Origin of the sequence: Pseudaeromonas aegiceratis (assembly GCF_046254905.1) — a bacterium.
Classification (GTDB): Bacteria; Pseudomonadota; Gammaproteobacteria; order Enterobacterales; family Aeromonadaceae; genus Pseudaeromonas; species Pseudaeromonas aegiceratis.
This window is the reverse complement of the sequence record NZ_CP158016.1, coordinates 2210848-2235308: the sequence shown is the minus strand read 5'-3', so window position 1 is coordinate 2235308 and position 24461 is coordinate 2210848. Positions and strand designations below refer to the sequence as shown.

Sequence of the window (24461 nt, the reverse complement as noted above, 5' to 3'; positions counted from 1 at the left end):
CAAAGAAAAAGGCGTCTTGCGACGCCTTTTTTGTGTCTGCTTGGCCCTACTCTTCTTCGTCCTGGGACGGGAAATACCACCAGCCGCGGTTGACCAGTTGGAGCAGCCATTCACCCAGCTCGGGCTGGGCGCAGGCCGCCAGCAGGGCCGCTTGGGCGGGGGCTGGATCATCGGCCAGCAGGCGGGCCAGTGCGGCACCAGCGGCGGGCACCTCGATCTCCTCGCCCAGGATAAACAGCTGCTGCGGTGTCTCGTCCAGATAGAGGCAGCGCACGCCGCCCTGGCGACAGAGCGCCTGCTCGGCCAGGGCCTCACGTAACTCCGCCACTGTGAAGGGCGGCTCCACCGCTTGCTCGTCCAGCTCATGTCGCGCCTGGCTCAAAAAGCCGGCCAGCCAGTGGTGGAATCCCTGCTCGTCCGCTAGCTGTGCCAGCATCAGTTGCCGCAGACCCTCCCGCTCGTCCTGCTGGATCTGGCCTGGGTGAGGGCGGGTCTGCAGGGTCGGATCCGAGTAGCGGCGTCCGCCCAGCTCCTTATCCAGCAGGTGATCGGCAAAGCTGCTCAACAGCTCCCGTCCGCTGGGGGCGCGAAAGCCCACCGAATAGTTCAGCGCGGGTTCCAGCGCGTAGCCATCGTGGGGAAAGCCGGGGGGGATGTACAGCATGTCTCCGGGCATCAGCTCCACGTCTATGATGGGCTCGAAGGCGTCGACCTGCAGCAGATCCGGGTGGGGGGTATGCTGGCGATGTTGACCCGGTTCACCCACCCGCCAGCGCCGCCGCCCCATGCCCTGAATGATGAACACATCGTATTGATCCAGATGGGGGCCGACGCCGCCGCCGGGCAGGGAGTAGGAGATCATCAGATCGTCCAACCGCCAGTTGGGCAGCCCCCGAAACGGCGCCACCAGGGCATTGACCGGTTCGAACCAGTGATCTACCGCCTGCACCAGCAGCGACCAGTCGGTGTCGCCCCAGGCATCAAAGGACTCGAAGGGACCGTGGGCGACCTGCCACTTATCCGCCTGCCGGGCGACGATCCGGCTGTCGAGTTCGGGCTCCATGGCCAGACCGGCCAGCTCTTCCGGGCTGATGGGATCGCTAAAGTCGTCAAAGGCGCCGCGGATCACCAGCGGGCGTTTCTGCCAGTATTGCGGCAGGAATTCCTGCCAGTTGAGGTTGAGCTGGTACATGACTGCCTCACCTAGGCCAGGGGCCTGAGCGTTCAACAAAAGGGGAGAGAAGCACAGACGGCCGCCGCCGTCTGCGCAGGGATTATAGCGGTTTGGCGCTTTGGATCACGGCCTGCAGATCGTCCGGTGAGCGGGGCGCGCCACGCAGCGCCTTATCACCGACGAAGAAGGCGGGGGTGCCGGTGACGCCCAGCTGTTGGGCCAGCTGGTGGTTGGCCTGAATGGTTTTCTCCACGGCGGGATCGGCCATGGCGGTCTTGATGGCCGCCCAGTCCAGCTTCAGGGACTTGGCCACCCCGGCCAGCTGATCCTCACTCTTGATGCTGCCCTGATAAGCCATCAGGGCATTGTGGAAGGCCAGGTACTGCTTGGGGGCCACCTTGTGGACCGCCAGGGCGGCCTTGGCCGCCAGCACAGAGCCTTCGCTCAGAATCGGGAATTCCTTGTAGACGTGACGCAGCTTGGGATTTTCGTCAATCACGGCATTGAGGCTGGGCCAGGCGCGTTTGCAGTAGCCGCAGTTGTAGTCGATGAACTCCACCAGGGTCAGGGTCGCATCGGCCGGGCCACCGCTGGGGTCGGCCGGGTTGTGGTAGAGGGTCTTGGCGTATTGCTGCAGCAGGCGGGTGTCATCGGCTTCCTGGGCGGCTTGCTGTTTGGCACGCAGGGCATCGGACATCTCGATGAGGATCTCCGGGTGGCTCACCAGGTATTGATGCACGATCTGCTCAATCTCGGCCTGGTTGGCCGGCGCAGCGGTCAGGCTCAGGGGCAAGAGGCCGGCCAGGGCGGTGGCAAGCAGACGGGTCTTGATGGTCATAACAATGGGTCCCATGAAAAATGCACCGTTATATAGTGGGTGGCGGCCGGGACAAGTCAAGCAAATCCGCGCCCGGGGCCTGTGGTTGCGCGTGGCAGCGCAAAAATATGATTTACCCGTACATTCAGCGACATAGTGATTTACTTTGGCGCCTGGCTTGGTAACATGCCGGTCGTCGCGGAGGGGTGGCAGAGCGGCTTAATGCAACGGTCTTGAAAACCGTCGATGGGCGACCATCCGTGGGTTCAAATCCCACCCCCTCCGCCAGTTTGCTAGCCTGGGCTCCTGCCCGGGCTTTTTTGTCTCCGCCTGCCGACTTGTACAACTCCCATTTTTTTGTACAACTGCTATAACTATCTCATTAAGTTGTACAAGAGGTGGTGATATGTACAAGTTGCGTGTGGGGATCAGCGCCTGCCTGCTGGGCGCCCAGGTTCGCTTCGATGGGGGCCACAAGCGCTCGGCCTTCTGTACCCAGGAGCTGGCTCAGCATGTGGAGTTTGTCCCCCTGTGTCCTGAAATGGGCCTGGGGCTGGGCAGTCCCAGACCGGCCATCCGCCTGGTGCGCCAGGGCGAGGGGATCGCCGCCGTCACCAGCCAGGGGGGCGAGGATCTCACCGCGCCCCTGCTGGCGGTCAGCCAGCAGGCCATGCCGGGGATGGCGGATCTGTCGGGCTATATCCTGTGTGCCAAGTCTCCCAGCTGCGGCATGGAGCGGGTGCGGGTCTATGGCCCGCGGGGCGGCATCAAGGAAGGCGTCGGCCTGTTTGCCCAGACCCTATTGACCACCTATCCCCTGTTGCCGGTGGAAGAGGAGGGGCGCCTGCAGGATCCTGCGTTGCGCGAGAACTTCATCCTGCGGCTGTTTGCCTATCACAGCTGGCAGCAGCTGATGGGGGACGGACCGTCGCCGGCGCGGCTCATCGCCTTCCATGCCCGCTATAAGTACCTGCTGATGAGCCATTCGCCCGACGCCTATGCCCGCCTGGGTCGCCTGTTAGGCCAGATGCAGGGTCGGCCCCTGGAGGCGGTGGCGGCTGAGTATATCCAGCAGCTGATGCCGGCCCTGCGGCAACTGGCCAGCCGGGCGGGGCACAGCAATGTGCTGCAGCACCTGCAAGGCTATTTCAAGCGGGTGCTCAGTGCGCCACAGAAACAGGAACTGGCGAGCCTGATAGAACAATACCGGCTGGGCCTCTTGCCCCTGCTGGCGCCCCTGACCCTGCTCCGCCACTACCTGCGGGAGTATCCCAACGCCTACCTGGCCCAGCAGATCTACCTCAACCCCTATCCCGACACCCTCAAGCTGAGAACCTTTCTATGACCGAATCCCTGTATACCATAGGCGAGGTGGCCGAGCTGACCGGCATCAACCCTGTGACCCTGCGGGCCTGGCAGCGCCGCTACGGCCTGCTGCAACCTCAGCGCACCCCCAAGGGCCACCGCCTATACGGCGACGCCGATGTGGCCCGCATCAGGCAGATCTTGCTGTGGCTGGAGCTGGGGGTGAGCATAGGCCAGGTCAAGGGCTTGCTGGGCCAGCCGGCGACGGCGCCGGCGACTGGCGGCGATCACTGGCAGGATTGGCAGACCAGGCTGGATCAGGCCCTGCAGGGGTTGGCGCCGACGCGGTTGGCGGCGGCCCTGGGGGAGCTGCTCGCCAGTTATCCCTTCGCGTTGTGTCGGCGGCAGGTGCTGGAGCCTTGGCTCACCGCCATGGCCCAGTGGACGCGGCCCGATGCCGCCGCCCTGCAGGCGTTCGCCCTGCAGTGGCTGAGCCTCTATCTGGGGCGCCGCCTGGTGGAGCCGGCCAAGGGGCGGCCCCTGGCGTTGGCGGGCTGGGGGACCTTGCCGCCCTTGAGCCTGATCTTTGCCGGCCTGGAGCTGCAGCAGTACGGCTTTGCGCCGACCCTGTTGCCAGAGGTGACGCCGGCCCAGGCGCGCCTGCTGCAACCGCGTCTGGCCGCTCCCTGGCTGGTGTGGGTGGGCACCGGCCTATCCATGGCCCAGCGTGGCGAGGCCTGGCCTGAGGGGACGGCCTTGCTGGGGGACCTGCTGAGCCTGTATCCCGCTAATTCATGGTCAGCGCCGCAATTTAACTGCTTGGCGGACTGGCTGGCGGCAGAGGGCTTGTCTGGGCAGGAGGGGTCGGATGCAACTGGTCTGGTTTAGGCAGGATCTGCGCCTGGTGGATCACCCCGCCTTGAGCCGGGCGTGCCGGCTGGCGCGCCAGCGCGGCGAGGCGGTGGAGGCGGTGTTTGTCATCAGCCCGGCCCAGTGGGCACGCCACCATATGGCGCCGGTGCGCCAGGCATTCCTGCTGGCTAGGCTCGATGTGCTGGGGGCCGAGCTGGCCCGGCTGGGGATTCGGCTGCATTGTCTGCGGGTGGACTGGTTTGTCGAGATCCCCACCGCCTTGCAACAGCTGGTGCAGGCGCGGGGGGCCACTGCCTTGCATGCCCTGACGGCCAGCGAGCACGATGAGCGGGGACGGGATGCGGACGTGCAGCGGGCGCTACAGATACCCTGTAATTTTTATGCCGGGGACTGCGTGTTTGCCCCCGGTACCCTGTTGACCGGCAAGGGGGAGGCCTATCGCGTCTTCACCCCCTTTAGCCGGGCCTGGCTGAAGACACTGGCGCAGGAGGGCTTTAGCCTGCTGCCCATCCCCCAGGCGGTGGGGGCGCCCTTGCCTTGGCAGCCCCTGGCGTTGCCGGCACCATCCCCAGGGTTGGCCGCTATGCTGGCCCCCTGGCCGGTGGATGAGGGGGCGGCGGAGGCGCGACTGCAGGCCTTTGTCGCCGAGGATCTGCTGGCCTATCCCCAGTGCCGGGATTTGCCGGCGGTGCCCGGCACGGCACGCCTGTCGGCCTACCTGGCGGCGGGGATCCTGAGTCCCAATCAATGCCTGGCGGCGCTGCTGGCGCAGTTGGGTCAGCTGCCATTGGCGCAGGGGGCCCCCGGTTTTGCCTGGCTCAACGAGCTCATCTGGCGGGAATTTTACCGCCATCTGCTGGTGCTGTTGCCGCGGTTGTCACGGGATCAGCCCTTCAACCTGGCCACCCGCCAGCTGGCCTGGCGCCAGGATGCGGCGGACTTCGCCGCCTGGTGCCAGGGGCAGACCGGCTTTCCCATCGTCGATGCGGCCATGCGTTGTCTCAAGCAGACCGGCTGGCTGCACAATCGGCTGCGCATGGTGGTGGCCAGCTTCCTCACCAAGGATCTGCTGATCTCCTGGCGTTGGGGGGAGGATTACTTCATGTCGCAACTCATCGACGGGGATCTGGCGGCCAACAACGGCGGCTGGCAGTGGGCGGCCAGCACGGGGGCCGATGCGGCGCCCTATTTTCGGGTGTTCAATCCCACCACCCAGGGGCAGCGTTTCGATCCAGATGGCGACTTTATCCGCCGCTGGCTGCCGGAGCTGGCGCGGGTGCCTGGCGCGCATATCCATCGGCCTCATGCCTGGCTCGACGCCCATGGTTTGGCGGGAATCTATCCCTTACCGCGGGTGGATCATGCCCAGGCCAGGCTGGCGGCCATCGCCCTGTTCAAGGGCTGATGAGAGCGGGCTGAGTGGCGGCGGGCAACGGCGGTAGCCAGCCCTGCTCGACAAAGAAGCGGCGGGCCCCCGGGTGCAGCGGCAGGCCGCTGGCCTCGCCTATCATCTGCTGGCGAACCAGCTGGCTTAGGGCGGGATGCAGGCGTCTTAGCTGCGGCAGGCGGCTGAACACCTGCTGCGTGATGCGATAGGCCAGGGCCTCGTCGATCTGGGGGCCGGCGATGAGCCCAGCCGGCATGCCGATGGTCGCGATGGCATCATCCACGCCGGAGTAAAGATCCGCCGGGATCTGGGTGCGCTGGTAGTAGGAGTGGCTCTGCAACAGCCTGTCGACGGCGTCACCCTCCACAGGGATGAACCGGATGGGGCAGAGGGCGGCCGCCTCGCTGATGGCGCTGCTGGGATGTCCCACCACATAGGCGTAGGCGTCGATCTGCTCGTCACACAGGGCCTGGGCCCGCTCGCTGACATTGAGGTGGGACAGGCTGTCCACCGTCTCTTCCGGCCAGCCCAGGGCCTGCAGTAACAGCCGCATGGTGCGGTTGTCGCCGGAGCCCGGGTTGCCGATATCCAGCCGCTTGCCACTGAGATCCGCCAGGGAGCGGATGCCGCTGTCCTGGCGGGTCACCAGGGTCAGGGCCTCCTGATGCAGGTTGAACAGTCGGTAGAGGGCGGGGGGCGGCGTGGTGGTGAGCTGCACATCCGATTGCACCAGCGCCAGGCTCAGATCCCCACGGCTCAGGGCCGTGAGGTTATCCGCCGAGCCGCCGGTGGCCACCACCTGGCAGGGCAGGCGGGCCGGGGCCCGGGCCAGCAGGCGGCACAGGGCGCCGCCGGCCGGATAGTAGACGCCGGTCAGGCTACCGGAGCCGATGAGCAGTTCCGAGGCGGCCCTGGCCGGGCCGACCGCCCCCAGCAGCAACAGGCTGAGCAAGCAGAGCAATGCGCGCATGGCCACCTCCCATCATCAGGGCTGACGATGTTGGTCAATCACCTTGAGCATGCGATTAAGCGCCTCCTCCAGCAAGGCCCGCGGGCAACCAAAGTTCAGCCGCACAAACTCGGCGTCACCAAACTGGGCGCCGGGGGAGAGGCCCACACCGCCGGCCTCGAAGGCCTGGATGGGGTTGTCGAGCCCCAGGCCGGAGACATCGATCCAGGCCAGGTAGGTGGCTTCAATGCGGGCGATCTTGATCCCCGGCACCTTGCCCAGCTTGGCCATGATGAGATCCCGGTTTTCCCGCAGGTAGCCGAGCTGGGCATCCAGCCAGGGCTGTCCCTCGGCATAGGCGGCTTCGGCGGCCACAAAACCCAGCAGGTTGTTGTCCGCCATCAGGCCACGCATGGCCTGCTGCAGCGACAGGCGCAGCTTGGGGTTGGGGATGATGGCGAAGGAGCAGCACAGCCCGGCGATGTTGAAGGTCTTGCTGGGGGCCATCAGCACGGCGCTGCGGCTGGCGGCATCCTCGTTCAGGCTGGCAAACGGGATGTGCTCGACGTCATCCAGCAGCAGATCGCAGTGGATCTCGTCGGAGCAGACCACCAGATCATGGCGGCGGGCGATGTCATTGATGCGCAGCAGCTCGTCCCGGGTGAACACTGTGCCGCCGGGGTTGTGGGGGCTGCACAGCAGCAGCAGATCGGCCTGGGGCGCCAGGGCCTCCAGGGCTGCAAAATCCGGCAGCCAGCGGTCATTCACCAGCTGCATCGGCAGGTGGCTCACCCCGCGCTGGTTGTATTCCGGGGCGTGGAGGAAGGGGTAATACACAGGGCTGGGGGTGATGATCTGTTGCTGGGGACGGCACCAGGCCCGACAGGCGAAGTTAAGACCGGGCACCACGCCGGGCATGAAGAGGAGCCACTCGGGGGAGATGGTCCAGCCGTAGCGTTCGGCCATGCGATCCACGATGAGCTGGATCAGGCGCGGCGAGGGGCGACTGTAGCCGAAGACGCCGTGGGCGACCCGCGCCTGCAGGGCGTCGATGACGGCCTGGGGCGCGGTAAAATCGGTATCGGCGACCCACAGGGGCAGCACGTCGCGCTCCTTGAACTTATCCCACTTCAGGCTCTGGGTACCGCGACGATCGATGGGGGTGTCAAAATCAAACATGCATCCGTCTCATGTTGGCTGTGAAGAGGCCACTTTATGAATAAACGGGGCACCGGGCAAGGCCGGGCTTGAGTTGCACCTGGCTGGGGCGGAAAATGCCCAGGCGTCCCTTTGGAGAAGTGGTATGGCCTGGCAGACGATCTGGCGCAACCGGGATCCCGTGTTGCTTTCCTTCATGTTGGTGACCTTCATCACGGGCGCCGCCGTGGCCCTGATGGTGCCGGTGCTCAGCCTGTTCCTGGCCAACGAGATCGGTGTGCGCCCCCTGCTGGTGGGCCTGTTTTACACCGTCAACGCCGTGGCCGGTATCCTCATCAGCCAGTGGCTGGCCAAGCGCTCGGATCGCAAGGGTAGCCGCAAGCGACTCATCTTTTACTGCTGCCTGGCCGGCTTGGCCGGCGGCCTGCTGTTTGCCGGACTGCGCCAGTACTGGCTGCTGATCACCCTGGGGGTGCTGCTGCTGAACCTGGCCTCCACCGCCTCCCCCCAGCTGTTTGCCCTGGCCCGGGTCTATTGCGACCAGCTGGGCAATCGCTCCGTGATGTTCAGCACCCTGATGCGGGCCCAGTTCTCCCTGGCCTGGGTGGTGGGGCCGCCCCTGGCCTTTGCCGTGGTGGCCCACTGGGGCTTCGTCTGGCTGTTTGTCGGCGCCGGTCTCACCTATCTGTTGTGCGCCTGGACCGTCCATCGGCGGTTGCCGGATCTGGGGCCAGCCAGTGCCGCCGCCCCCGGGACCGGCGAGCTGAGCAGCGCCAAGGCGGATGTGCGCTGGCTGTTTGTGGGCTGCCTGCTGGTGTGGACCTGCAATAGCATGTACCTCATCAGCATGCCCTTGTATCTGACGCGCCAGCTGGGCTACGACCAGTCCCTGGTGGGCTGGATGATGGGCACGGCGGCCGGGCTGGAGATCCCCCTGATGTTGATGGCGGGACACTGGTCGGGACGCTGGGGCAAGCGGCCCATGATGACGGTGGCGGCGGTGGCCGGGGTGGTGTTTTATGGCCTGCTGCCCTGGCTCACCCATCCGGCGTCACTCATCGGCGTGCAGTTGTTCAATGCCATTCTCATCGGCATCGTTGCCGGGCTGGGGATGTCCTACTTTCAGGATCTGATGCCGGGGCGCCCCGGGGTGGCCACCACCCTGTTTACCAATGCCGTGCGCACCGGCTCCATCGCCGCCGGGGCCCTGGCGGGGGGGATTGCCGAGGCCTGGGGGTATCAGGGGGTGTTCTGGCTGGCGATCCTGTTAGCCGGCGTCGCCTGCGTCTGCTTTCGCCGGGTGGCAAACTGCTGAGCCGTCGGCGCGATGGCTTTCCCGCAGGGCTTCCAGCAGCTTCTGGCCGCTGGGGCCCAGCTGGCCCGGGTTGGGCTGTACCAGATAGGTGTAAAACTTGCGGGTGGCGTGCTCCAGCAGGTTGAGCCGGTGCAGTCGGCCCTGGGCCAGCAGCTGTTCCACCAGGTGCAAGGGCACCCAGGCAAAGCCGAGGCCAGAGAGCATGATGCCGATGGCCTCGTGGAAGTTGTTTACCGTCCAGCGCTGATCGGATTTGAGCCAGCCGCCCAGCTCCTTGGGCTGCTTGCCGGTGTCGCGGATGACGATCTGCAGGTGGTGACTCAGCAGATCCAGGTTCAGCTCGGGTTCGCTGGCCAGGGGATGCTGGGGATGGCAGACCGGCAGCAGGGTGATCTCGGTCAGGGGTTCACCGATATGACCCCGGGGCACAGTGCCGGTGATCACCAGATCTGCCGTCCCCTCGGCGATGGCCTCCAGGCTGCCGGTGAGCACGGTATCCACCAGCTGCAGCTGGGTGGCACGGGACTGGGGGTAGTAGAGCTGCAAGGCGCGGTTGAGCAGGGGGCGCGGGTGCACCAGCTCCACCGCCAGGGTGAGCTGGGCCTCCCAGCCCTGATGGATGTTGTGGGCCAGCAGCTCCAGCTCTTCCATCTGCTGGGTCAGCAGCTTGGCGCGCCGCAAGAACACCTGCCCCTCGTCGGTGAGAAACGCCTTGCGTCCCCGCACCTCCAACAGGGCCACCCCCAGGGTCTGCTGCAGCTTGGCCACCGCATGGTTCAGGGCGGACTGGCTCTTGTTGAGCTGCTCGGCGGCCTGGGCATAGCCGCCGTAATCCACCACGGCCTGGAAGATGCGCCATTGCTCCAACGTACTCTTGGGTCTGAACATGGGGGTTGAGGATCCTTCTTCTTCGTCACCGGCCGACAGCTCGCCTTTGCCTAAGACTACACGATATGGGCCCGGCCGACAGTGCCCGCCGTCCAGCTCTGGCTATTTGGGTTGGGCATCCCAGCTGCGTCCCGTCTGGGGCTCGCTGTCGGCGCCCATCAGGTAGAGATACAGGGGCATGAGGTCGGCCGGGGTGCGCAGTGTCATGGGATCTTCATCCGGCTTGGCCGCCGCCCGCATGGCGGTGCGGGTGGCTCCCGGATTGATGCAGTTGACCCGGATGTGCGTCTGGGCCAGCTCGTCGGCCAGCACCTGCATCATGCCTTCGGTGGCGAACTTGGAGACGGCATAGCTGCCCCAGCCGGCCCGACCGCGCTTGCCGACCCCGGAGGAGGTGAGCAGTATGCTGGCCGCCGGGGCCCGACGCAGCAGGGGCAGGCAGGCCTGCAGCAGCCAGAGGTTGGCGCTGACATTGATCTGTTGCACCCGGAGCCATTCCCCCTCGTCGATGTCGGCCAGGGGGCCCAGGGTTCCCAGCACCCCGGCGTTCAGCAGCAGGCCGTCGAGCCGCGTCAGCCCCAAGGCAGCGACACAGGCCCGGGTGCTGGCCTGATCTGCCAGGGCCAGATCCAGCACGCCGCAGCACGGCCGCGCCCCGCCGCCGCCGGCGGCAATTTCGTCACACAGGGCCTGTAGCTTGACCGGATCGCGCCCTAGCAGCACCAGGTGCGCACCGTGGGCGGCATAGCTCAAGGCCGCGGCGCGGCCTATGCCTGCGGTGGCCCCCGTGATGGCGATGGTCTTGTCCGCCAGCAGCGCCGGCGGTGCCTGATAATCCAACATGGCACGTCTCCTGTGGGGCCGTCCCGGCGGCGCCAAGGCGCAAGTGTACTCACAAGCCGGCGGGGCTGAATAGGCCCCATGGGGGGAAATCCCGCATAAGTGCCTGTGTGGCAGAGGTTTTGCCAGCCTGCGCAACTGGTCGTAGAATGGCGCTTTTGTTTTGCCATGGAGTCAGACGTGAGCTTCCTGTTCGAATACGGGCTGTTTCTAGCCAAGTTGTTGACCCTGCTGCTGATCTTTGTGCTGCCCTGCCTGCTGGTCGCCGTGGCCCTGGCCAAGCACAAGGGGCAAAAGGGATCCCTGGAGGTGACGGATCTGAGCCAGAGCCTCACCGAGCACAGGGAAGCCCTGCAGGCCAGCCTGCTGGAGGGCGCGGCCCTCAAGCGGTATCGCAAGGAGCTCAAGCAGGCGCACAAGCGGCGGGAGAAGGCGCGGGCCGAGGGCACGCGGCCCCGGCTGTTTGTGGTGGATTTCAAGGGCAGCATGGATGCTCACGAGGCCGCCAGCTTGCGGGAAGAGATCACCGCCATCCTGGGCATCGCCAAACCCGAGGACGAGGTGCTGCTGCGTCTTGAGTCCGGTGGTGGTGTGGTGCACGGCTATGGCCTGTGCGCCTCCCAGCTGCAGCGGCTGCGGGAGCGCGGCCTGCGCCTCACCGTGGCCATCGACAAGGTGGCGGCCAGCGGCGGTTACATGATGGCGGTGGTGGCCCAGAAGATACTGGCGGCACCCTTTGCCATCGTCGGCTCCATCGGCGTGGTGGCCCAGCTACCCAACTTCCATCGTCTGCTGCAGAAACACGACATCGATGTGGAGCTGCATACCGCCGGCCAGTTCAAGCGCACCCTGACCCTGTTTGGCGAGAACAACGACGAGGGCCGGGAGAAATTCCGGGCCGAGCTGGAGTCCATTCACCAGCAGTTCAAGCAGCACATCGCCCGTTATCGCCCCATGCTGGATCTGAGCAAGACCGCCACCGGCGAGCATTGGCTGGCCAATGAGGCCCTGGGCATGGGCCTGGTGGATGAGCTGCGCACCAGTGACGATTACCTGCTGGAGCAGGTTGAACAACGCCAGGTGGTGGCGGTGCGTTATCGGCAGAAAAAGGGCCTGGGCGAGCGGTTTGGCCAGGGGGCCAGCCTGGCCGTCGAGCGCACCCTGCTGCGCTGGTGGCAGGGGTCACCCTGGAAAGGCTGGTAGCGCGCCGTGAAAAAAATCGGTTGATTCTGGCCAAGTCGCCTTACATCTTAATAATAAGCAGGTGCCTCCGATGGGGGCATCCCGGTTGTTCGGCCCCGTAGCGGGGCCTGTGTGTTCTACAAGGATTCCAGCATTCGTATGGGCAAATCTCTGGTGATTGTTGAGTCGCCGGCCAAGGCCAAGACCATTAACAAGTATCTGGGCAAGGACTTCGTGGTGAAGTCCAGCGTTGGGCATGTGCGAGACCTGCCCACCAGTGGCGGCACGGCCGCCGACAAGGAGGGCAGCAAGCCCGCAACGCGTCGTGGCAAGACGACCGAGACGGACAAGCAGCGCAAGGAGTACCTGGCGCTCGTCAACCGCATGGGCATAGACCCAGAGCATGGCTGGCAGGCCCGCTATCAGGTGCTGCCGGGCAAGGAGAAGGTGGTCAGCGAGCTCAAGAGCCTGGCAGACAAGGCCGACACCATCTATCTGGCGACCGACTTGGACCGCGAAGGGGAAGCCATCGCCTGGCACCTGCGGGAACTGATCGGCGGCGATGATGCCCGCTTCAAGCGGGTGGTGTTCAACGAAATCACCAAGAGTGCCATCCAGGAGGCCTTCTCCCATCCGGGCGAGCTGAACCTGGATCGGGTCAACGCCCAGCAGTCTCGCCGCTTCCTCGACCGGGTGGTGGGCTACATGGTGTCGCCCCTGCTGTGGAAGAAGATCGCCCGTGGCCTCTCCGCCGGCCGGGTGCAGTCGGTGGCGGTGCGCCTCATCGTGGAGAAGGAGCGGGAGATCAAGGCCTTCGTTCCCGAGGAGTACTGGGACATCAACGCCGACCTGCTGACCCCGCGCCAGGATCCCCTGCGCATGGAGGTGACCGGCTACAACGGCAGCGCCTTCGCTCCCAAGACCCAGCAGCAGGCGCAGGTCGCCTGTGATGCCCTGCAAGGCGCCCGCTATCAGGTGCTGAGCCGGGAGGACAAGCCCACCGGTAGCAAGCCGTCGGCCCCCTTTATCACCTCCACCCTGCAGCAGGCGGCCAGCACCCGCATGGGCTTTGGGGTGAAGAAGACCATGATGCTGGCCCAGCGCCTCTACGAGGCGGGCTACATCACCTACATGCGTACCGACTCTACCAACCTGAGCCAGGAAGCCCTGGAGGCGGTGCGGGACTATATCGGTGAACAGTTTGGTGCCGACTACCTGCCGGCCGAGGCCATCCGCTATGGCGCCAAGGCCAATGCCCAGGAGGCGCACGAGGCCATTCGTCCCTCGTCCGTGCGTCTGCAGGCCGAGCAGCTCGATGGCATGGAGGCCGATGCGGTCCGCCTGTATGACCTCATCTGGCGCCAGTTTGTCGCCTGTCAGATGACCCCGGCTCAGTATGACGCCACCGTGCTGACGGTGGAGGCCGCCGGTTACCAGCTGAAGGCCAAGGGCCGCATCCTGCGCTTTGCCGGTTGGACCAAGGTGCTGCCGCCCATGGGCCGCAAGGGGGAGGACATCCAGTTGCCCCAGGTGGCCCAGGGGGATGTGCTGAAGCTGCAGCAGCTCGATCCGCGGCAACACTTCACCAAGCCGCCCGCCCGCTTCACCGAAGCGGCCCTGGTGAAGGAGCTGGAGAAGCGCGGCATCGGCCGCCCCTCCACCTACGCCGCCATCATCTCCACCATCCAGGACCGGGGTTACGTCAAGGTGGAGAACCGTCGCTTCTACGCCGAGAAGATGGGGGAAATCGTCACCGAGCGGCTGGTGGAGAGCTTCGAGGAGCTGATGAGCTACGACTTCACCGCCCAGATGGAGACCAGCCTGGATGCCATCGCTCAGGGACAGCGTGACTGGAAGGCCCAGCTGGATAGCTTCTACGCCGAATTCCGCGGCACCCTGCAGCAGGCCGAGCAGGACGCCCAGGCCGGCGGCATGCGCAGCAACCAGATGATACTCACCGACATCGATTGCCCCGACTGCGGCCGCAAGATGGGCATTCGCACCGCCACCACAGGGGTGTTCCTCGGCTGTTCCGGCTATGCCTTGCCTCCCAAGGAGCGCTGCAAGAAGACCATCAACCTGGTGCCCGGTGATGAATTTATCGCCGCCGACAGCGAAGAGGGCGAGGTGAATGCCCTGCGGGCCATGCGCCGCTGCCCCAAGTGCGGCACCGCCATGGACTCCTATGTGGTGGACGAGACCCGCAAGCTGCACGTCTGCGGCAACAACCCGGACTGTGACGGCTATGAGCTGGAGCTGGGCCAGTTCCGTCTGAAGGGCTATGAGGGCCCGGTGATCGATTGCGACCGCTGTGGTGCCCAGATGCAGCTGCGTACCGGCCGCTTCGGCAAGTACATGGCCTGTACCAACGAGGCGTGCAAGAACACCCGCAAGATCCTGAAAAACGGCGAGGTGGCGCCGCCCAAGGAAGATCCCGTGCCGCTGCCTGAGCTCAAGTGCAGCCAGTCCGACGCCCACTTCGTGCTGCGGGATGGCGCCGCCGGCCTGTTTCTGGCCGCCAGCACCTTCCCCAAATCCCGGGAGACCCGCGCCCCCCTGGTGGCCGAGCTGCAACGCTTCGCCGAGCGGCTTTCGCCCAAGCACCGCTACCTGGCCGATGCGCCGGCCCAGGATCCGGAGGGCAATCCGGCGGTGGTGCGCTTTAGCCGCAAGAGCAAGGAGCAGTACGTGATGACCGAGGTGAACGGCAAGGCCACTGGCTGGACCGCCCACTATCAGGATGGCCGTTGGGTGCAAGCCCAAGGCAAGGGCAAATAAGCCCCACAACCCTCTCGCTGCAGGCGGCCCTCGGGCCGCCTTTTTTGTTCCCTCAGGCCGGCGAGGGGAAGTTGAAATATTAGGGGCTGGCAACAACCTTTAATTCATCAATGTGGCACCCTGCCTGTCTCAAGGGAGGGGAGGGCGTTATGCGACTGTGGGTCTGGTTGGGGATCTGGTGGGGGTGCGTGCTGGGGGCGCAGGCGGCGCCGACCCTGTTCACCTACCGGGCTGCGGAGTCCCCCCAAGACGTGCGCAACCAGTATGATCTGGCGCTGCTGCGCCTGGCGCTGGACAAGACCCGGGAACAATACGGCGATTATCGGCTGCAAGCCAGTCCGCCCATGAATACCATTCGCGCCGAGCAGGAGCTGGAGAAGGGCAGCTTCCCCAACTTCATCATCAAGCAGAGTTACAATCCCGAATATGAGCGGCGAGGCATGCGCCGCGGTCAGTATGAGGTGGATCTGGGCATCGTCGGCTACCGGGTCTGCTACACCCGGGCCAGCCTGCTGCCGGCCTTGGCCCAGCACCACAGTCTGGCCGACTGGCAGGGCTATCTCTATGGCCAGGGCTCGGGCTGGATGGATGTGCCCATACTGCAGCACAACGGTTTTCGGGTGCTGGCGGTGGCGCAGTACCGCAACCTGTTTCCCATGGTGGCCAAGGGGCGCTTCGATCTGTTTTGCCGCGGCATCAACGAAATTCGCGACGAATGGCCGGAGGCCAGTGCCCAGCCTGGCTTGGTGCTGGAGCCCGGCATGATGTTCTATTACGATTTGCCGCGTTTCTTCTACGCCCATCCCAGGGATGCCGAGGGACTGGCGCGTGTCGATGCCGGCCTGCAGCAGGCGGCGACCGACGGTTCCCTGATGGCCCTGTGGCGCCACTATTATCTGCCCAGCATCCGCTTTGTTAAGCCGCAGCAGCGGCAGCTGTTTCGGCTGGATAATCCCATGGTGGCGGGCATGGTCTGGGCGCCGGATCAGCTGCTGTTTGATCCCCTGAGGGAGCAATTCTTGCTGCGGCAGACCGGTGAGGCCTGGCCCGCGGAGCCCGAGGAAGAAGTGACAGTGCCGGAGGGACCCTAACGGCAAGCCGGTGGCAAATTGGCGCTAGATTGTTGATTTGCTAAGCAAACAGGCCTACCGGATAAAAAAAGAGTTTGTGCCCTGCCGGCAACTACGTATAATGCGCCCGTCCTCGAGCAGAGGACACAGGGCGGGAATAGCTCAGTTGGTAGAGCACGACCTTGCCAAGGTCGGGGTCGCGAGTTCGAGTCTCGTTTCCCGCTCCAAGTTCTCATAGGCGCGTTAACAAAGCGGTTATGTAGCGGATTGCAAATCCGTCTAGTCCGGTTCGACTCCGGAACGCGCCTCCATTTTTCCTCTCGTTACATCTCATCTATCCCAACGCCGCTTACGCTGCTACAGTCACCTCTGTCTGTTGCCGGAGCCGTGCATGGTCTACGTTATCGCCCAGTTTGTTGCCTTGGCCTTGGTGGCCTGGCCCTGGTCTGGTCAGTGGCCGTCGGCACTGGGCATGCTGGGCTGGTTGCCGAGCCTGGGGTTGGCACTCTGGAGCCTGTGGTGCAACCGGCCCGGAAATTTCCGGGTGCGTCCCATCCCTCACCCCGCCGGCCGGCTGATAAGCGCGGGCCCCTATCGCCACGTGCGGCATCCCATGTACGCCTCCCTGCTGCTGTTCGCCGCCGGTTGCGTGGCGGGTTATCAGACGCTGCCGAGCCTGTTGTCAGGCCTGCTGCTGTGGGCCGTGCTCTGGGCCAAGGCCCGGCGGGAGGAGCAGCTGCTGCTGGCCCATTTTCCGGGCTACCGGGACTACCGGACCGGGACCGGCTATTTTCTGCCGCCGTGCCGGCTCGGGCGGCGGCGCTGAGGGACAGGCGTTGAATCTGGCAAGGGCATGGTATACAAAGTGAGCAGGATTGGGTTGCCGGAGGGCGCCATGGGTGGATACACGCGCATCAGATTGTTTCGCCGGCGGGCCAGCGCCCTGCTGTTAGGCCTCTTGCTGTTTCCGCTGGTGGTCTGGGTGCCCGGTTGGCGGCGGCGCAGCTACAGCTATCTGCATCGTCTGTGGCTGAAGACCAGCGACGAACCCGTGTGGCTGATGCGCAATCGGCACATGGAAGAACGTGGTTTGTGACAAGGCGCCGTCTGGCGCCTTGCTATTTTTTGGCGGGTTACAGGCACTTGGCCGGCTTGGGTAGCCCGGCCAGCAGGGTGGCCTGCTTGGCGGGCCCCTTGGGGAACAGCTTGAACAGATAACGACTATTGCCCTTCTCGGGACCGAATTTCAGCTCCATGGCCTTCACCAGGGCCCGCACCGCTGGGGAGGTCTTGTACTCCTGGTAGAACTCCCGCACGAAGCGTATCACCTCCCAATGGGCCTCGGTGAGCACTATGCCCTCCTGCTCGGCCAGGGCGTAGGCCACCGCCTCACTCCAGTCATCCAGCTGGCTCAGATAGCCATGGTGGTCGGTGGCGATCTCTCGCCCGTCAATCATCAGCATCGGGTACCTCATCTTGCCAAGGCGGCGAGTGTATCACCCGCCACGGGTCGGCTCCACGCCTAGGGCGTCTCCTTCTGATGGGCCATCAGCCAGCTCAGGCGCAGCAGCTCGTTGGCCACCTCGGCGATGAGGCCCATCTCCTGGGCCAACAGGCGCTCCGCCGGGCTCAGCTGGCTGTCATCCTGGGGGGCGGGCAGGTGGATCAGCTCCCCCTGCTGGCCCTGGACGGCACAGTGCAGCACCCGCTCGATTTCGTCACCCAGCTGTAGCCAGGGATTGTCCGGTGGCAGTTGCAGCCGTTGGCGATGGGCGCCCAGGGTGGAGACATAGGAGATGAGGGCGTGGCTGCGCTGGGTCAGGGCCACACTCAGCCGCAGCAGGCGGCGACCCGGTTTGGGCTCCGCCAAGATCTGCTGCCAGGCCTGGGCCAGGGCGCAATCGGCCTGGTGGGCCCGCCGCCGGGCAATGCGATAGGCCAGGGCGTCATGTTCGCCGGCCAGGGTATGGCGGACCTGGGTAAAGTAGTTGGCGGTGCTGCCCAGGGCCCCCGCCAGCAAGGCCGGCAGCCGGCGGAAGCTCCAATCCGGCCAGATGAAGGTGACCGCCAGGTAGGAGAGCAGGCCCCCCAGCAGGGTGTCGACCAGGCGGGGCAGGAGTATGGTGCTGCCCTCCACCCCCAAGAGGCCAAAGGCGGTGACGGCGTACAGGGTGATGAAGGTGACGGCGGCACTGTAGTTGCTGCGCAGCTGGGCAAAGAACAGGATGGCGGCCACGCCCATGATCAGCAGCTGGCCGTGGATGGCTGGTGCCAGCCAGAGGAGCCCCAGCCCCAGCAGCAGCCCCACCAGGGTGCCGATGATCCGCTCCACCAGCCGGGTGCGGGTGGCCGTGTAGCTGGACTGGCAGACGAACAGACAGGTCAGCAGCACCCAGAAGCCCTGGTGGATGGGGAACAGCTGCAGCAGGCCATAGCCGCTCACTAGACAGACGCCCATGCGGATGGCGTGGCGGAACAGCGGCGAGTAGGGGGTGAACTGACCCGGCAGCCCCCGCAGATCCGGCTGACTTTCCCGGGGCAGTTGGGGAGGCAGGGGCTCGGTGAAGGGGGCATCCATCTGGCCGCTGATGCGCCCGGCCTCCATCAGCAGCTCCCCTATGCTGTTGAGGTTCTGGTGCAGGAAGCTCAGGGAGTTGTGCAGCGGGTCTTGGTGCTGATGTTGCTGCTGATGCAGTTGCAGCTGATCCGCCAGGGCCTGCAGGGCCCAGCGTGGCGAGCGGGTGAGTTGAAAGGATCTGTGCATCAAGATGGCAAAGCCCAGCTGGCGGCAGGCCTGGCCCAGCTGCTCCAGGGTCTCGGCAAAGCCGTCCAGGATGGCGTCATTGGCCATCTCCTGCTCCAGCCGCTCGTACAGGTAGTGGCTGGAGGTGATCTTCTCGTGGATCTCCTGGGCCAGCAGGTAGAGCTGCAACAGCCGGCTCAGATGGGGAGGGACCTTAGAGCCCAACCTGCGCTGCAGCATGATCTTCACCTGATTGAGGCTGGTGACCGAGCCGATGTTGACCACCGACAGCTGATGGCGCAGCTGGGGGTAATCGTTGGTCGGCCGGCTGAACAGGCCGGACTTGGTCTCGAAATAGCGGCCCAGGGCGAAGTAGACCTGGGAGAGCTGCTCATGCAGCGACTTGTAGGGGTGGAAGTGCAGCCAGATCACCGACACTAGGCCGTACCAGAGCGCGCCCAGGCACAGCCACAGGGGCAGGTACCAGGGGGTGGGGGCCTGGGAGGCCCCCAGCATGGCGTAGATGGCCACCAGCAGGGAGCCAAAACTGATGGCGGCATAACGTGGCCCCAGGGCCCCCAGCATGATGAAGCCCACGGTGGAGGTGAACAGCCCCAGGGCAAAGGCCGGTGGGTAAGGGTAGAGGTACTGCACCGAGAAGGTGGCAATCAAGAAACAGCCCAGGGTCATCAACAGGTTCTTGATGCGGCCGCTCAGGGAGTCATCGGGTTCGGCGATGGCGCCGGCCACCACCCCCAGGGAGAGGATGACCGATTCGTGGGTCATCCCCAGCAACCAGCCCGGCAACAGGACTCCCACCATGGTGACGGCGATCTTGAGGGCAAAAAACAGATGGGAGTCGGTGAGCAGGCGGCGTGGTTGAAGCATGGGCATGGGCGGCTCTCGATAAGGGGGCTCGTTCAGAGAAAACCATACTGAACAACAGGATATAGAATGCTATCGTGCGGAGCCTTGCATGGCTAGCGGATAAAAAAAAAGATCAGCCCATGGCTGATCTCGGCGAAAAAGTGACGACAAAGAACAGTGTAAGAAACAACCTGGGTTGAAACGATCCCTGAGCTTACAGCAGCTGCGCCAGGGAGAGGCTGAACCATTGCAACATCAACTGGATAGCGCCGCCGATGGCCAGGCCGATAATCCAGACACCCCCCAGACCCAGTTTTGCATTGATGGCATCCATGTCCATAGCGTGCACTCCTTGATAGTTTTATCCCGTGTTCCGTAATGGTGACCAAACTACCGGCGATGGATGACAAAAAAGTGACTCAATCAAGACACTTGAGTGACTACCATCGCCGGTAGCCCAATCGCCCAGTGGCACTCTGAATTATTCAAGGGGCGTGCCAGGGCGAAAAAGCCCGGCTGCCGGCCACCGGTGGCGGTAAACCGCCCCTGGCAGGCCCCGTCATCAGGCGAACGCACCATGTTGGCGCCTTAATTTGCGCCGTCTGGAACCTGATGTCGGCCGGCTATCACACATACTTATCCAAAAAATGCCTCAAACCCGTTGCCCAACATGGGGCGGAAAGCCTGAATTTGGCAGGAACCCGCCATGTAAGATTTTGAAAAACACGAAAATATCAATAGCTTCATTGTAATTCTCATTCTTCTCATTTACAGTCTGCAACATTTATGACTGCATGAAATGGCAAACTGATCCGAAAGGTCAGGACGCAAAGCTTCCGGTCTACTCCCCGGGTGGGGAACGATAGCGGGGCCATCAAGGCAAGGTTGGCGCATGGCGCCAACCTCATCCTGTGCGTATCTGAAGATCCGTTTGTCTAGACAAAGGAGTCTTCGGAGTGCAGAACCCCCAGGGCGGTTCCCCCACCGCCAGCTGTCCTCATCCCCTCGAACGTCATCAACTGCTGGCGCGGATGGCCCATTTCCTGACGGCCCCGCGGCGGCCGGAGCAGCGTTTCGCGTTTTTGCAATTCAACATGGCCGGTTTTCGCCAGATCAATGGCCTGTATGGGCACGGTGCCGCCGATGTCCTGCAACGGGAGCTGGGGCAGCGGTTGTCGGTGGCCCAGGGTCAACTCGGTTGGTTGGCCCAGCTGAGCGCCGATGAGTTTGGCCTGTTTGTGCCGCAGCTGGCCAAGGTCTCGGGCGTGGCCGGGCTGGCCAGACGGTTGCAGCGGCAGCTGCAGCAACCCGTCGTCATGGCGGGCGGCCATCTGACCCCCAGGGTGCTGGTGGGGCTGGTGGTGGGGGGGGCGGCGCCCCTGAACCTGACGGATCTGCTGCGCTGTGCCGATTACGCTCTGGCCGGCGCCAAGTCGCGGCCTGCCGGGCGCCAGCTGTTTGGCCGCCGGCAGGCCGCGCAGGCGGCGCGCCAGCTGGTGATCCGCCGGGAATTGCCCCAGGCCATTGACGATGGCCAGCTGCAGGCTCATTACCAACCCGTGCTGGATGGGCTCAGTGGCCAGCTGTTGGCGGTGGAGAGCCTGGCCCGTTGGCCGCATCCCGTGCTGGGAGCCGTCGCGCCGGCGGAGTTCATTCCGCTGGCGGAGGAGAGCGACCTCATCGCGCAGTTGGGGGAAACCATGCTGCGGCAGAGCCTGGCCATGTTGGCCCGCCAGCCCGGGGAGCGCCTCAAGCTCCATGTCAACCTGTCGGTGCGGCAACTCTATTGCCGTGAGCTGGTGCCCACGTTGGCCGACCTGCTGGCGCAGTATCAAATTTCTGCCAGTCGACTGGTGCTGGAGATCACCGAGAGTCAGCTGATGGCGGATCCCGTCGCGGCTCGCGCCCAGATGGCGCGGCTCAAGCGCTTGGGGGTCTGGCTGGCCCTGGATGATTTCGGTACTGGTTTTGCGGCGTTGCACAGCCTCATCGGCTACCCGCTGGATATCATCAAGCTGGATCGCGTCTTCATCCAGGAGCTGGAAACGGCCCCCAAGGCACGTCTGCTGGTGCAGACGCTGGCGGAACTCAGCCAGAAGCTGGGGATGACGCTGGTGGCGGAGGGGGTGGAAACCCAGGGTCAGCGGGAGCTGCTGCTGGCCTTGGGGGTGAACCGAATGCAGGGCTTTCTCTTCTCACCGGCGGTGCCCGAGGGTAAGCTCAGGGCTCTGTTGCCTTGACGGTGTCTAGCCGTCGCGTTTTATGTGCCGGTCGACAAGGGGGCTGGATGGGAAACCGTGGGTGGCGAAACGGGCTGATGGGACTGGGTGGGCTGGGGCTGAGCGCCCTGCTGTCGGCGTCGCTGTCGGCGGCCGAGCCCTGGCACTTGAACCGGGCCTGGCTGGCGGAGTCCGATTTTCTGGTCTCGCAGCCGCCGCTGTTTGCCGCCCTGCTGCTCACCGACGCCGAAGCGACCGTGCTGGCGAACTGGGCGGCACCACAGGAGCCCGTGTTGGCGCCGGTTACCGACAGCATCGCCATCGGTCAGCCCCTGGCCGTCATGTTTGTGCTGGGGGGCTGTGTGGCGGATAGCCAGGGCCATTGTGACGTGCGCGGCCGACTGCTGCTCACCCGGCCCGATGACTCCGTCTATGTGGCGCCGCCCCCCTTCGCCATCTGGCAGGGGCCGGCCCCTGCCAGCCCAGAGGCGGTCCAGCTGGGGCAGGGCACGCTGCGGCTGACCTTTGCCTCCGACGATCCCCTGGGGGAATACCATCTGGCCGCCGAGCTGTGGGATGCCAACGGGAGCGCCAAGCTGGTGCTGCGCCGGGACTTTCAACTCACCGCCGCCGCGGTTCAGCCAACCGAGCCGGTAGCAAGCCAGGCGGAATAGCCCCAGCCGGTACAGCCCCAGTAACCCTGCGCCGCTTGGCCCCTTGCCGATGCCCCGTTGCGGCTTGCCTGCCATTTTCCCTGCCCTTGCCGCTGAGCCTGTCGGCCGGCGGCGCTAGTGCCGCTCCACCTTTAAACGCAGAAAGTGCACCGAGCAGCTGATGCAGGGGTCGTAGTTGCGGATCAGCCTCTCGCAGAAGCGTTGCAGTTCGGCGTCGTCATGCTCCAGGCCAAAGCGGGGCAGGGCATCTTGCAGATCCGCCTCGATGCGCGCCTGGTTCTGACTGGTGGGCGGTATGATGCACACCCGGGTCAGGTGACCCTCCTCGTCCAGCCGGTAGTGATGATAGATGAGACCCCGGGGGGCCTCGGTGCAGTGGGCGCCCCAGCCGGCGCGGGGGGTGATGGTGCAGCGCGGTGTCTGGGGCTGGTAGTGGTCCAGCAGGCGGTGGGCCTCCCACACCGCCAGGTAGCACTCCAGTGCCCGGGCCAGCAGGCTGTGATAGAGGTTATCGGAGGGAAAGCGCAGCCCTAGCGTCTGGGCCAGGTGCTGGATGGGGGCCGGCAGCCGCGCATGGTTCAGGTTCATGCGGGCGAGCGGGCCCACCAGATAGGGTTGGCCCTGGTGCAGCGAATACAGGGCGGTGGAGTGGGGTTCCTGATGCTCGATAAAGTGCTGCCGGTAGTCGCTGGCGGGGATCTGCAGGCCCTGGCTGCTCACCACCTGCCCCTCGTTCATGGGGTAGTCGTCGCCATGCTGCAGGGCCACGCTGACAAACGGCTGATGATCCTCGGGCAGCGGCAGGCTGGCGCACCAGCGCACCAGGGCCTCGGCATCGGCCAGCCCTTCCTCCAACTTGGGCTGCAGCGCCGCCACGGTTGCCGGGCTGGGCGCCTGGAAGAAGCCGCCCACCGTCAGGCCGATGGGGTGGACGGAGCGGGCGCCAAACAGGCTGAGCAGGGCATTGCCCAGCCCTTGCAAGCGCAGGGCCCGCCCCACCTCGATGGGGAATTTATCCGCCAGGGCCAGCACATGGTCGAAACCCAGGTAGTCGGGGGCGGCGAGAAAGTGGATGTGCAGGCTGTGGCTTTGCAGCCACTCGCCGCACTGCACCACCCGGCGCATGTCCTGCACCCAGGGGGAGGGGGTCACCCCCATGGCCTGCTCGATGGCGCGGATGCCGGTCAGCTGATAGGCGATGGGGCAGATGCCGCAGATGCGGGCCGCCAGGTGCGGCTGCTCGCTGAAGTGCTTGCCTTCGAGAAACTTCTCGAAGAAGCGCGGCGGCTCGTAGATCTTCAGGTGCACCGCCTGCAGGCGTCCCTGGCTGGCCCGCAGGGTCAGGGCGCCTTCTCCCTCCAGCCGGCTGATCATGGGCACATCCAGGGCTATGGTTCGCCGTGACTCCTTCATGATTTCTCCTCCCTGACGGGGATGCGCCAGCGGCGGTAGGCCTGGGTAAAGTCCGGAGCCCCCACGCTGATGGAGGCAAAGCGCTCCGCCACCTGCCGCCGGGGCAGCCCCAGCCCCAGCAGGCACAGGCCCATGGCCTCGGTGTTGGGTTGTTCCGCCGGGCCGAAGCAGGTGTAGCAGGGGGCGCCGAAGGCGGGGCACAGGGCGCCGCAGCCGGTACGGGTCACGGGTCCCATGCAGGGTTCACCCCGGCTCACCAGCACACAGATGTTCCCCAGCCGCTTGCACTGCTGGCACAGCTTCTCGCTGTGGCTCAAGGGCGGTATGCCGCGCAGCAGGGCTGCCAGGGCCGCCACCAGTTGGCGCCCTTCGATGGGACAACCCCACAACTCCAGCTCCACCGGCACCAGGTCTTGTACCGGTCGGCTCTGGGCCAGGCTGTCGATCCGGGCGGCATCGGCGTAGACGGCGCCCGGCCAGTTGCCGCTGTCGCGCACGTTGCGCAGCGCCTGGACCCCGCCGGAGCAGGCACAGGCGCCGATGCTGATCAGCTGGCGACTGCGGGCCCGGATCTGGCGGATGCGCTGCTCGTCCGCCGGGGTGCTGATGCTGCCCTCCACCAGGGCAATATCCACCTGCGCCTCCGGGGCCACCAGCCCGGCCTCGACAAAGTGAACTATCTGCACCAGGCGGCTGAGGGCCAGCAGATCGTCGGCCAGGTTCAGGATCACCGCCTGACAGCCGGAGCAGGAGGTGAGCTTGTGAACCGCCAGCGTCGGTTTCTTCCTGTCAGGGATGGGCTTGTTCAT

At 65.1% G+C, this 24461-nt stretch carries 22 protein-coding genes, 3 tRNA genes and 1 riboswitch; of the genes, 14 read left to right on the top strand and 11 right to left on the bottom strand.

The features are described 5' to 3' along the window. Positions 1–46 precede the first annotated feature (46 nt). The gene (locus tag ABHF91_RS10515) at positions 47–1192 is read right to left on the bottom strand and encodes a JmjC domain-containing protein (RefSeq protein WP_409420248.1); all 1146 of its coding nucleotides are present in this window, start codon (positions 1190–1192) and stop codon (positions 47–49) included. Positions 1193–1274: 82 nt separating this feature from the next. Then, entirely contained in the window at positions 1275–2027 is a 753-nt protein-coding gene (locus ABHF91_RS10510; RefSeq protein WP_409420247.1) for a DsbA family protein, read from the bottom strand. 164 nt (positions 2028–2191) lie between these two features. Here ABHF91_RS10510 and ABHF91_RS10505 point away from each other — a divergent pair. From ABHF91_RS10505 to phrB, 4 genes are all read left to right on the top strand, one after another. Continuing rightward, positions 2192–2279: transfer RNA gene (locus ABHF91_RS10505), tRNA-Ser, on the top strand. 118 nt (positions 2280–2397) lie between these two features. Then, positions 2398–3336, top strand: coding sequence for a YbgA family protein (locus tag ABHF91_RS10500; protein ID WP_409420246.1), 939 nt, complete (start codon positions 2398–2400; stop codon positions 3334–3336). Next, positions 3333–4184 carry a MerR family transcriptional regulator gene (locus ABHF91_RS10495; RefSeq protein ID WP_409420245.1) on the top strand — a complete coding sequence of 284 codons (852 nt, stop codon included), beginning with the start codon at positions 3333–3335 and terminating at the stop codon, positions 4182–4184. The genes ABHF91_RS10500 and ABHF91_RS10495 overlap by 4 nt, the downstream gene beginning before the upstream one ends. Continuing rightward, positions 4165–5574: a deoxyribodipyrimidine photo-lyase gene (gene phrB / locus ABHF91_RS10490; RefSeq protein ID WP_409420244.1), complete on the top strand. Its 1410-nt coding sequence runs from the start codon at positions 4165–4167 to the stop codon at positions 5572–5574. The genes ABHF91_RS10495 and phrB overlap by 20 nt, the downstream gene beginning before the upstream one ends. Here phrB and ABHF91_RS10485 read toward each other — a convergent pair. Together ABHF91_RS10485 and ABHF91_RS10480 are read right to left on the bottom strand one after the other, a co-directional pair. Next, positions 5564–6526 carry a TAXI family TRAP transporter solute-binding subunit gene (locus ABHF91_RS10485; RefSeq protein WP_409420243.1) on the bottom strand — a complete coding sequence of 321 codons (963 nt, stop codon included), beginning with the start codon at positions 6524–6526 and terminating at the stop codon, positions 5564–5566. The two genes, phrB and ABHF91_RS10485, sit on opposite strands and share 11 nt — an antisense overlap. A 15-nt stretch (positions 6527–6541) precedes the next feature. Continuing rightward, positions 6542–7684: a MalY/PatB family protein gene (locus ABHF91_RS10480; RefSeq protein WP_409420242.1), complete on the bottom strand. Its 1143-nt coding sequence runs from the start codon at positions 7682–7684 to the stop codon at positions 6542–6544. A 124-nt stretch (positions 7685–7808) separates the two neighbouring features. On the opposite strand from ABHF91_RS10480, the gene ABHF91_RS10475 reads away from it, so the two are divergent. Continuing rightward, on the top strand, positions 7809–8978 hold the full coding sequence (locus ABHF91_RS10475; RefSeq protein WP_409420241.1) for a sugar efflux transporter: 1170 nt from the start codon (positions 7809–7811) through the stop codon (positions 8976–8978). Here the strand turns inward: ABHF91_RS10475 and ABHF91_RS10470 are convergent. Together ABHF91_RS10470 and ABHF91_RS10465 are read right to left on the bottom strand one after the other, a co-directional pair. Next, positions 8931–9866, bottom strand: a complete 936-nt coding sequence (locus ABHF91_RS10470) for a LysR family transcriptional regulator (protein WP_409420240.1) — start codon at positions 9864–9866, stop codon at positions 8931–8933. The two genes, ABHF91_RS10475 and ABHF91_RS10470, sit on opposite strands and share 48 nt — an antisense overlap. 102 nt (positions 9867–9968) lie before the next feature. Then, on the bottom strand, positions 9969–10709 hold the full coding sequence (locus ABHF91_RS10465; RefSeq protein WP_409420239.1) for a YciK family oxidoreductase: 741 nt from the start codon (positions 10707–10709) through the stop codon (positions 9969–9971). Positions 10710–10886: 177 nt separating this feature from the next. Here ABHF91_RS10465 and sohB point away from each other — a divergent pair, with 177 nt between their 5' ends. The 7 genes from sohB to ABHF91_RS10430 all read left to right on the top strand — a co-directional run bounded on the left by sohB (position 10887) and on the right by ABHF91_RS10430 (position 16832). Next, positions 10887–11909, top strand: coding sequence for a protease SohB (gene sohB / locus ABHF91_RS10460; RefSeq protein ID WP_409420238.1), 1023 nt, complete (start codon positions 10887–10889; stop codon positions 11907–11909). A gap of 138 nt (positions 11910–12047) precedes the next feature. Further along, positions 12048–14666, top strand: coding sequence for a type I DNA topoisomerase (gene topA / locus ABHF91_RS10455; RefSeq protein WP_409420237.1), 2619 nt, complete (start codon positions 12048–12050; stop codon positions 14664–14666). Positions 14667–14815: 149 nt separating this feature from the next. Further along, complete coding sequence (locus ABHF91_RS10450; protein ID WP_409420236.1) at positions 14816–15757, top strand: hypothetical protein; 942 nt, start codon at positions 14816–14818, stop codon at positions 15755–15757. Between the two features lie 130 nt (positions 15758–15887). Further along, positions 15888–15963: transfer RNA gene (locus tag ABHF91_RS10445), tRNA-Gly, on the top strand. A gap of 10 nt (positions 15964–15973) precedes the next feature. Continuing rightward, positions 15974–16047: transfer RNA gene (locus tag ABHF91_RS10440), tRNA-Cys, on the top strand. Between the two features lie 80 nt (positions 16048–16127). Next, entirely contained in the window at positions 16128–16562 is a 435-nt protein-coding gene (locus tag ABHF91_RS10435) for a methyltransferase family protein (RefSeq protein WP_409420235.1), read from the top strand. A 69-nt stretch (positions 16563–16631) separates the two neighbouring features. Then, complete coding sequence (locus ABHF91_RS10430) at positions 16632–16832, top strand: DUF2517 family protein (RefSeq protein WP_409420234.1); 201 nt, start codon at positions 16632–16634, stop codon at positions 16830–16832. A 37-nt stretch (positions 16833–16869) separates the two neighbouring features. Here ABHF91_RS10430 and ABHF91_RS10425 read toward each other — a convergent pair whose 3' ends face one another. From ABHF91_RS10425 to ABHF91_RS10415, 3 genes are all read right to left on the bottom strand, one after another. Beyond that, positions 16870–17199 (bottom strand): TusE/DsrC/DsvC family sulfur relay protein, encoded by a 330-nt coding sequence (locus ABHF91_RS10425; RefSeq protein ID WP_409420233.1) that lies wholly within the window; start codon positions 17197–17199, stop codon positions 16870–16872. A gap of 59 nt (positions 17200–17258) precedes the next feature. Beyond that, positions 17259–19373: a YccS family putative transporter gene (gene yccS, locus ABHF91_RS10420; RefSeq protein WP_409420232.1), complete on the bottom strand. Its 2115-nt coding sequence runs from the start codon at positions 19371–19373 to the stop codon at positions 17259–17261. Between the two features lie 187 nt (positions 19374–19560). Beyond that, positions 19561–19686 carry a hypothetical protein gene (locus tag ABHF91_RS10415; protein WP_409420231.1) on the bottom strand — a complete coding sequence of 42 codons (126 nt, stop codon included), beginning with the start codon at positions 19684–19686 and terminating at the stop codon, positions 19561–19563. Positions 19687–20137: 451 nt separating this feature from the next. Continuing rightward, a riboswitch (cyclic di-GMP riboswitch) is annotated at positions 20138–20225 on the top strand. A 77-nt stretch (positions 20226–20302) separates the two neighbouring features. Here ABHF91_RS10415 and ABHF91_RS10410 point away from each other — a divergent pair. After that, positions 20303–21586 carry a putative bifunctional diguanylate cyclase/phosphodiesterase gene (locus ABHF91_RS10410; protein ID WP_409420230.1) on the top strand — a complete coding sequence of 428 codons (1284 nt, stop codon included), beginning with the start codon at positions 20303–20305 and terminating at the stop codon, positions 21584–21586. A 77-nt stretch (positions 21587–21663) separates the two neighbouring features. Continuing rightward, positions 21664–22239 carry a hypothetical protein gene (locus ABHF91_RS10405; RefSeq protein ID WP_409420229.1) on the top strand — a complete coding sequence of 192 codons (576 nt, stop codon included), beginning with the start codon at positions 21664–21666 and terminating at the stop codon, positions 22237–22239. A 114-nt stretch (positions 22240–22353) separates the two neighbouring features. Here ABHF91_RS10405 and ABHF91_RS10400 read toward each other — a convergent pair whose 3' ends face one another. Next, on the bottom strand, positions 22354–23652 hold the full coding sequence (locus tag ABHF91_RS10400) for a Ni/Fe hydrogenase subunit alpha (protein ID WP_409420228.1): 1299 nt from the start codon (positions 23650–23652) through the stop codon (positions 22354–22356). Next, the gene (locus tag ABHF91_RS10395) at positions 23649–24461 is read right to left on the bottom strand and encodes a sulfhydrogenase subunit delta (RefSeq protein WP_409420227.1); all 813 of its coding nucleotides are present in this window, start codon (positions 24459–24461) and stop codon (positions 23649–23651) included. Before ABHF91_RS10395 ends, ABHF91_RS10400 begins: the two co-directional genes overlap by 4 nt.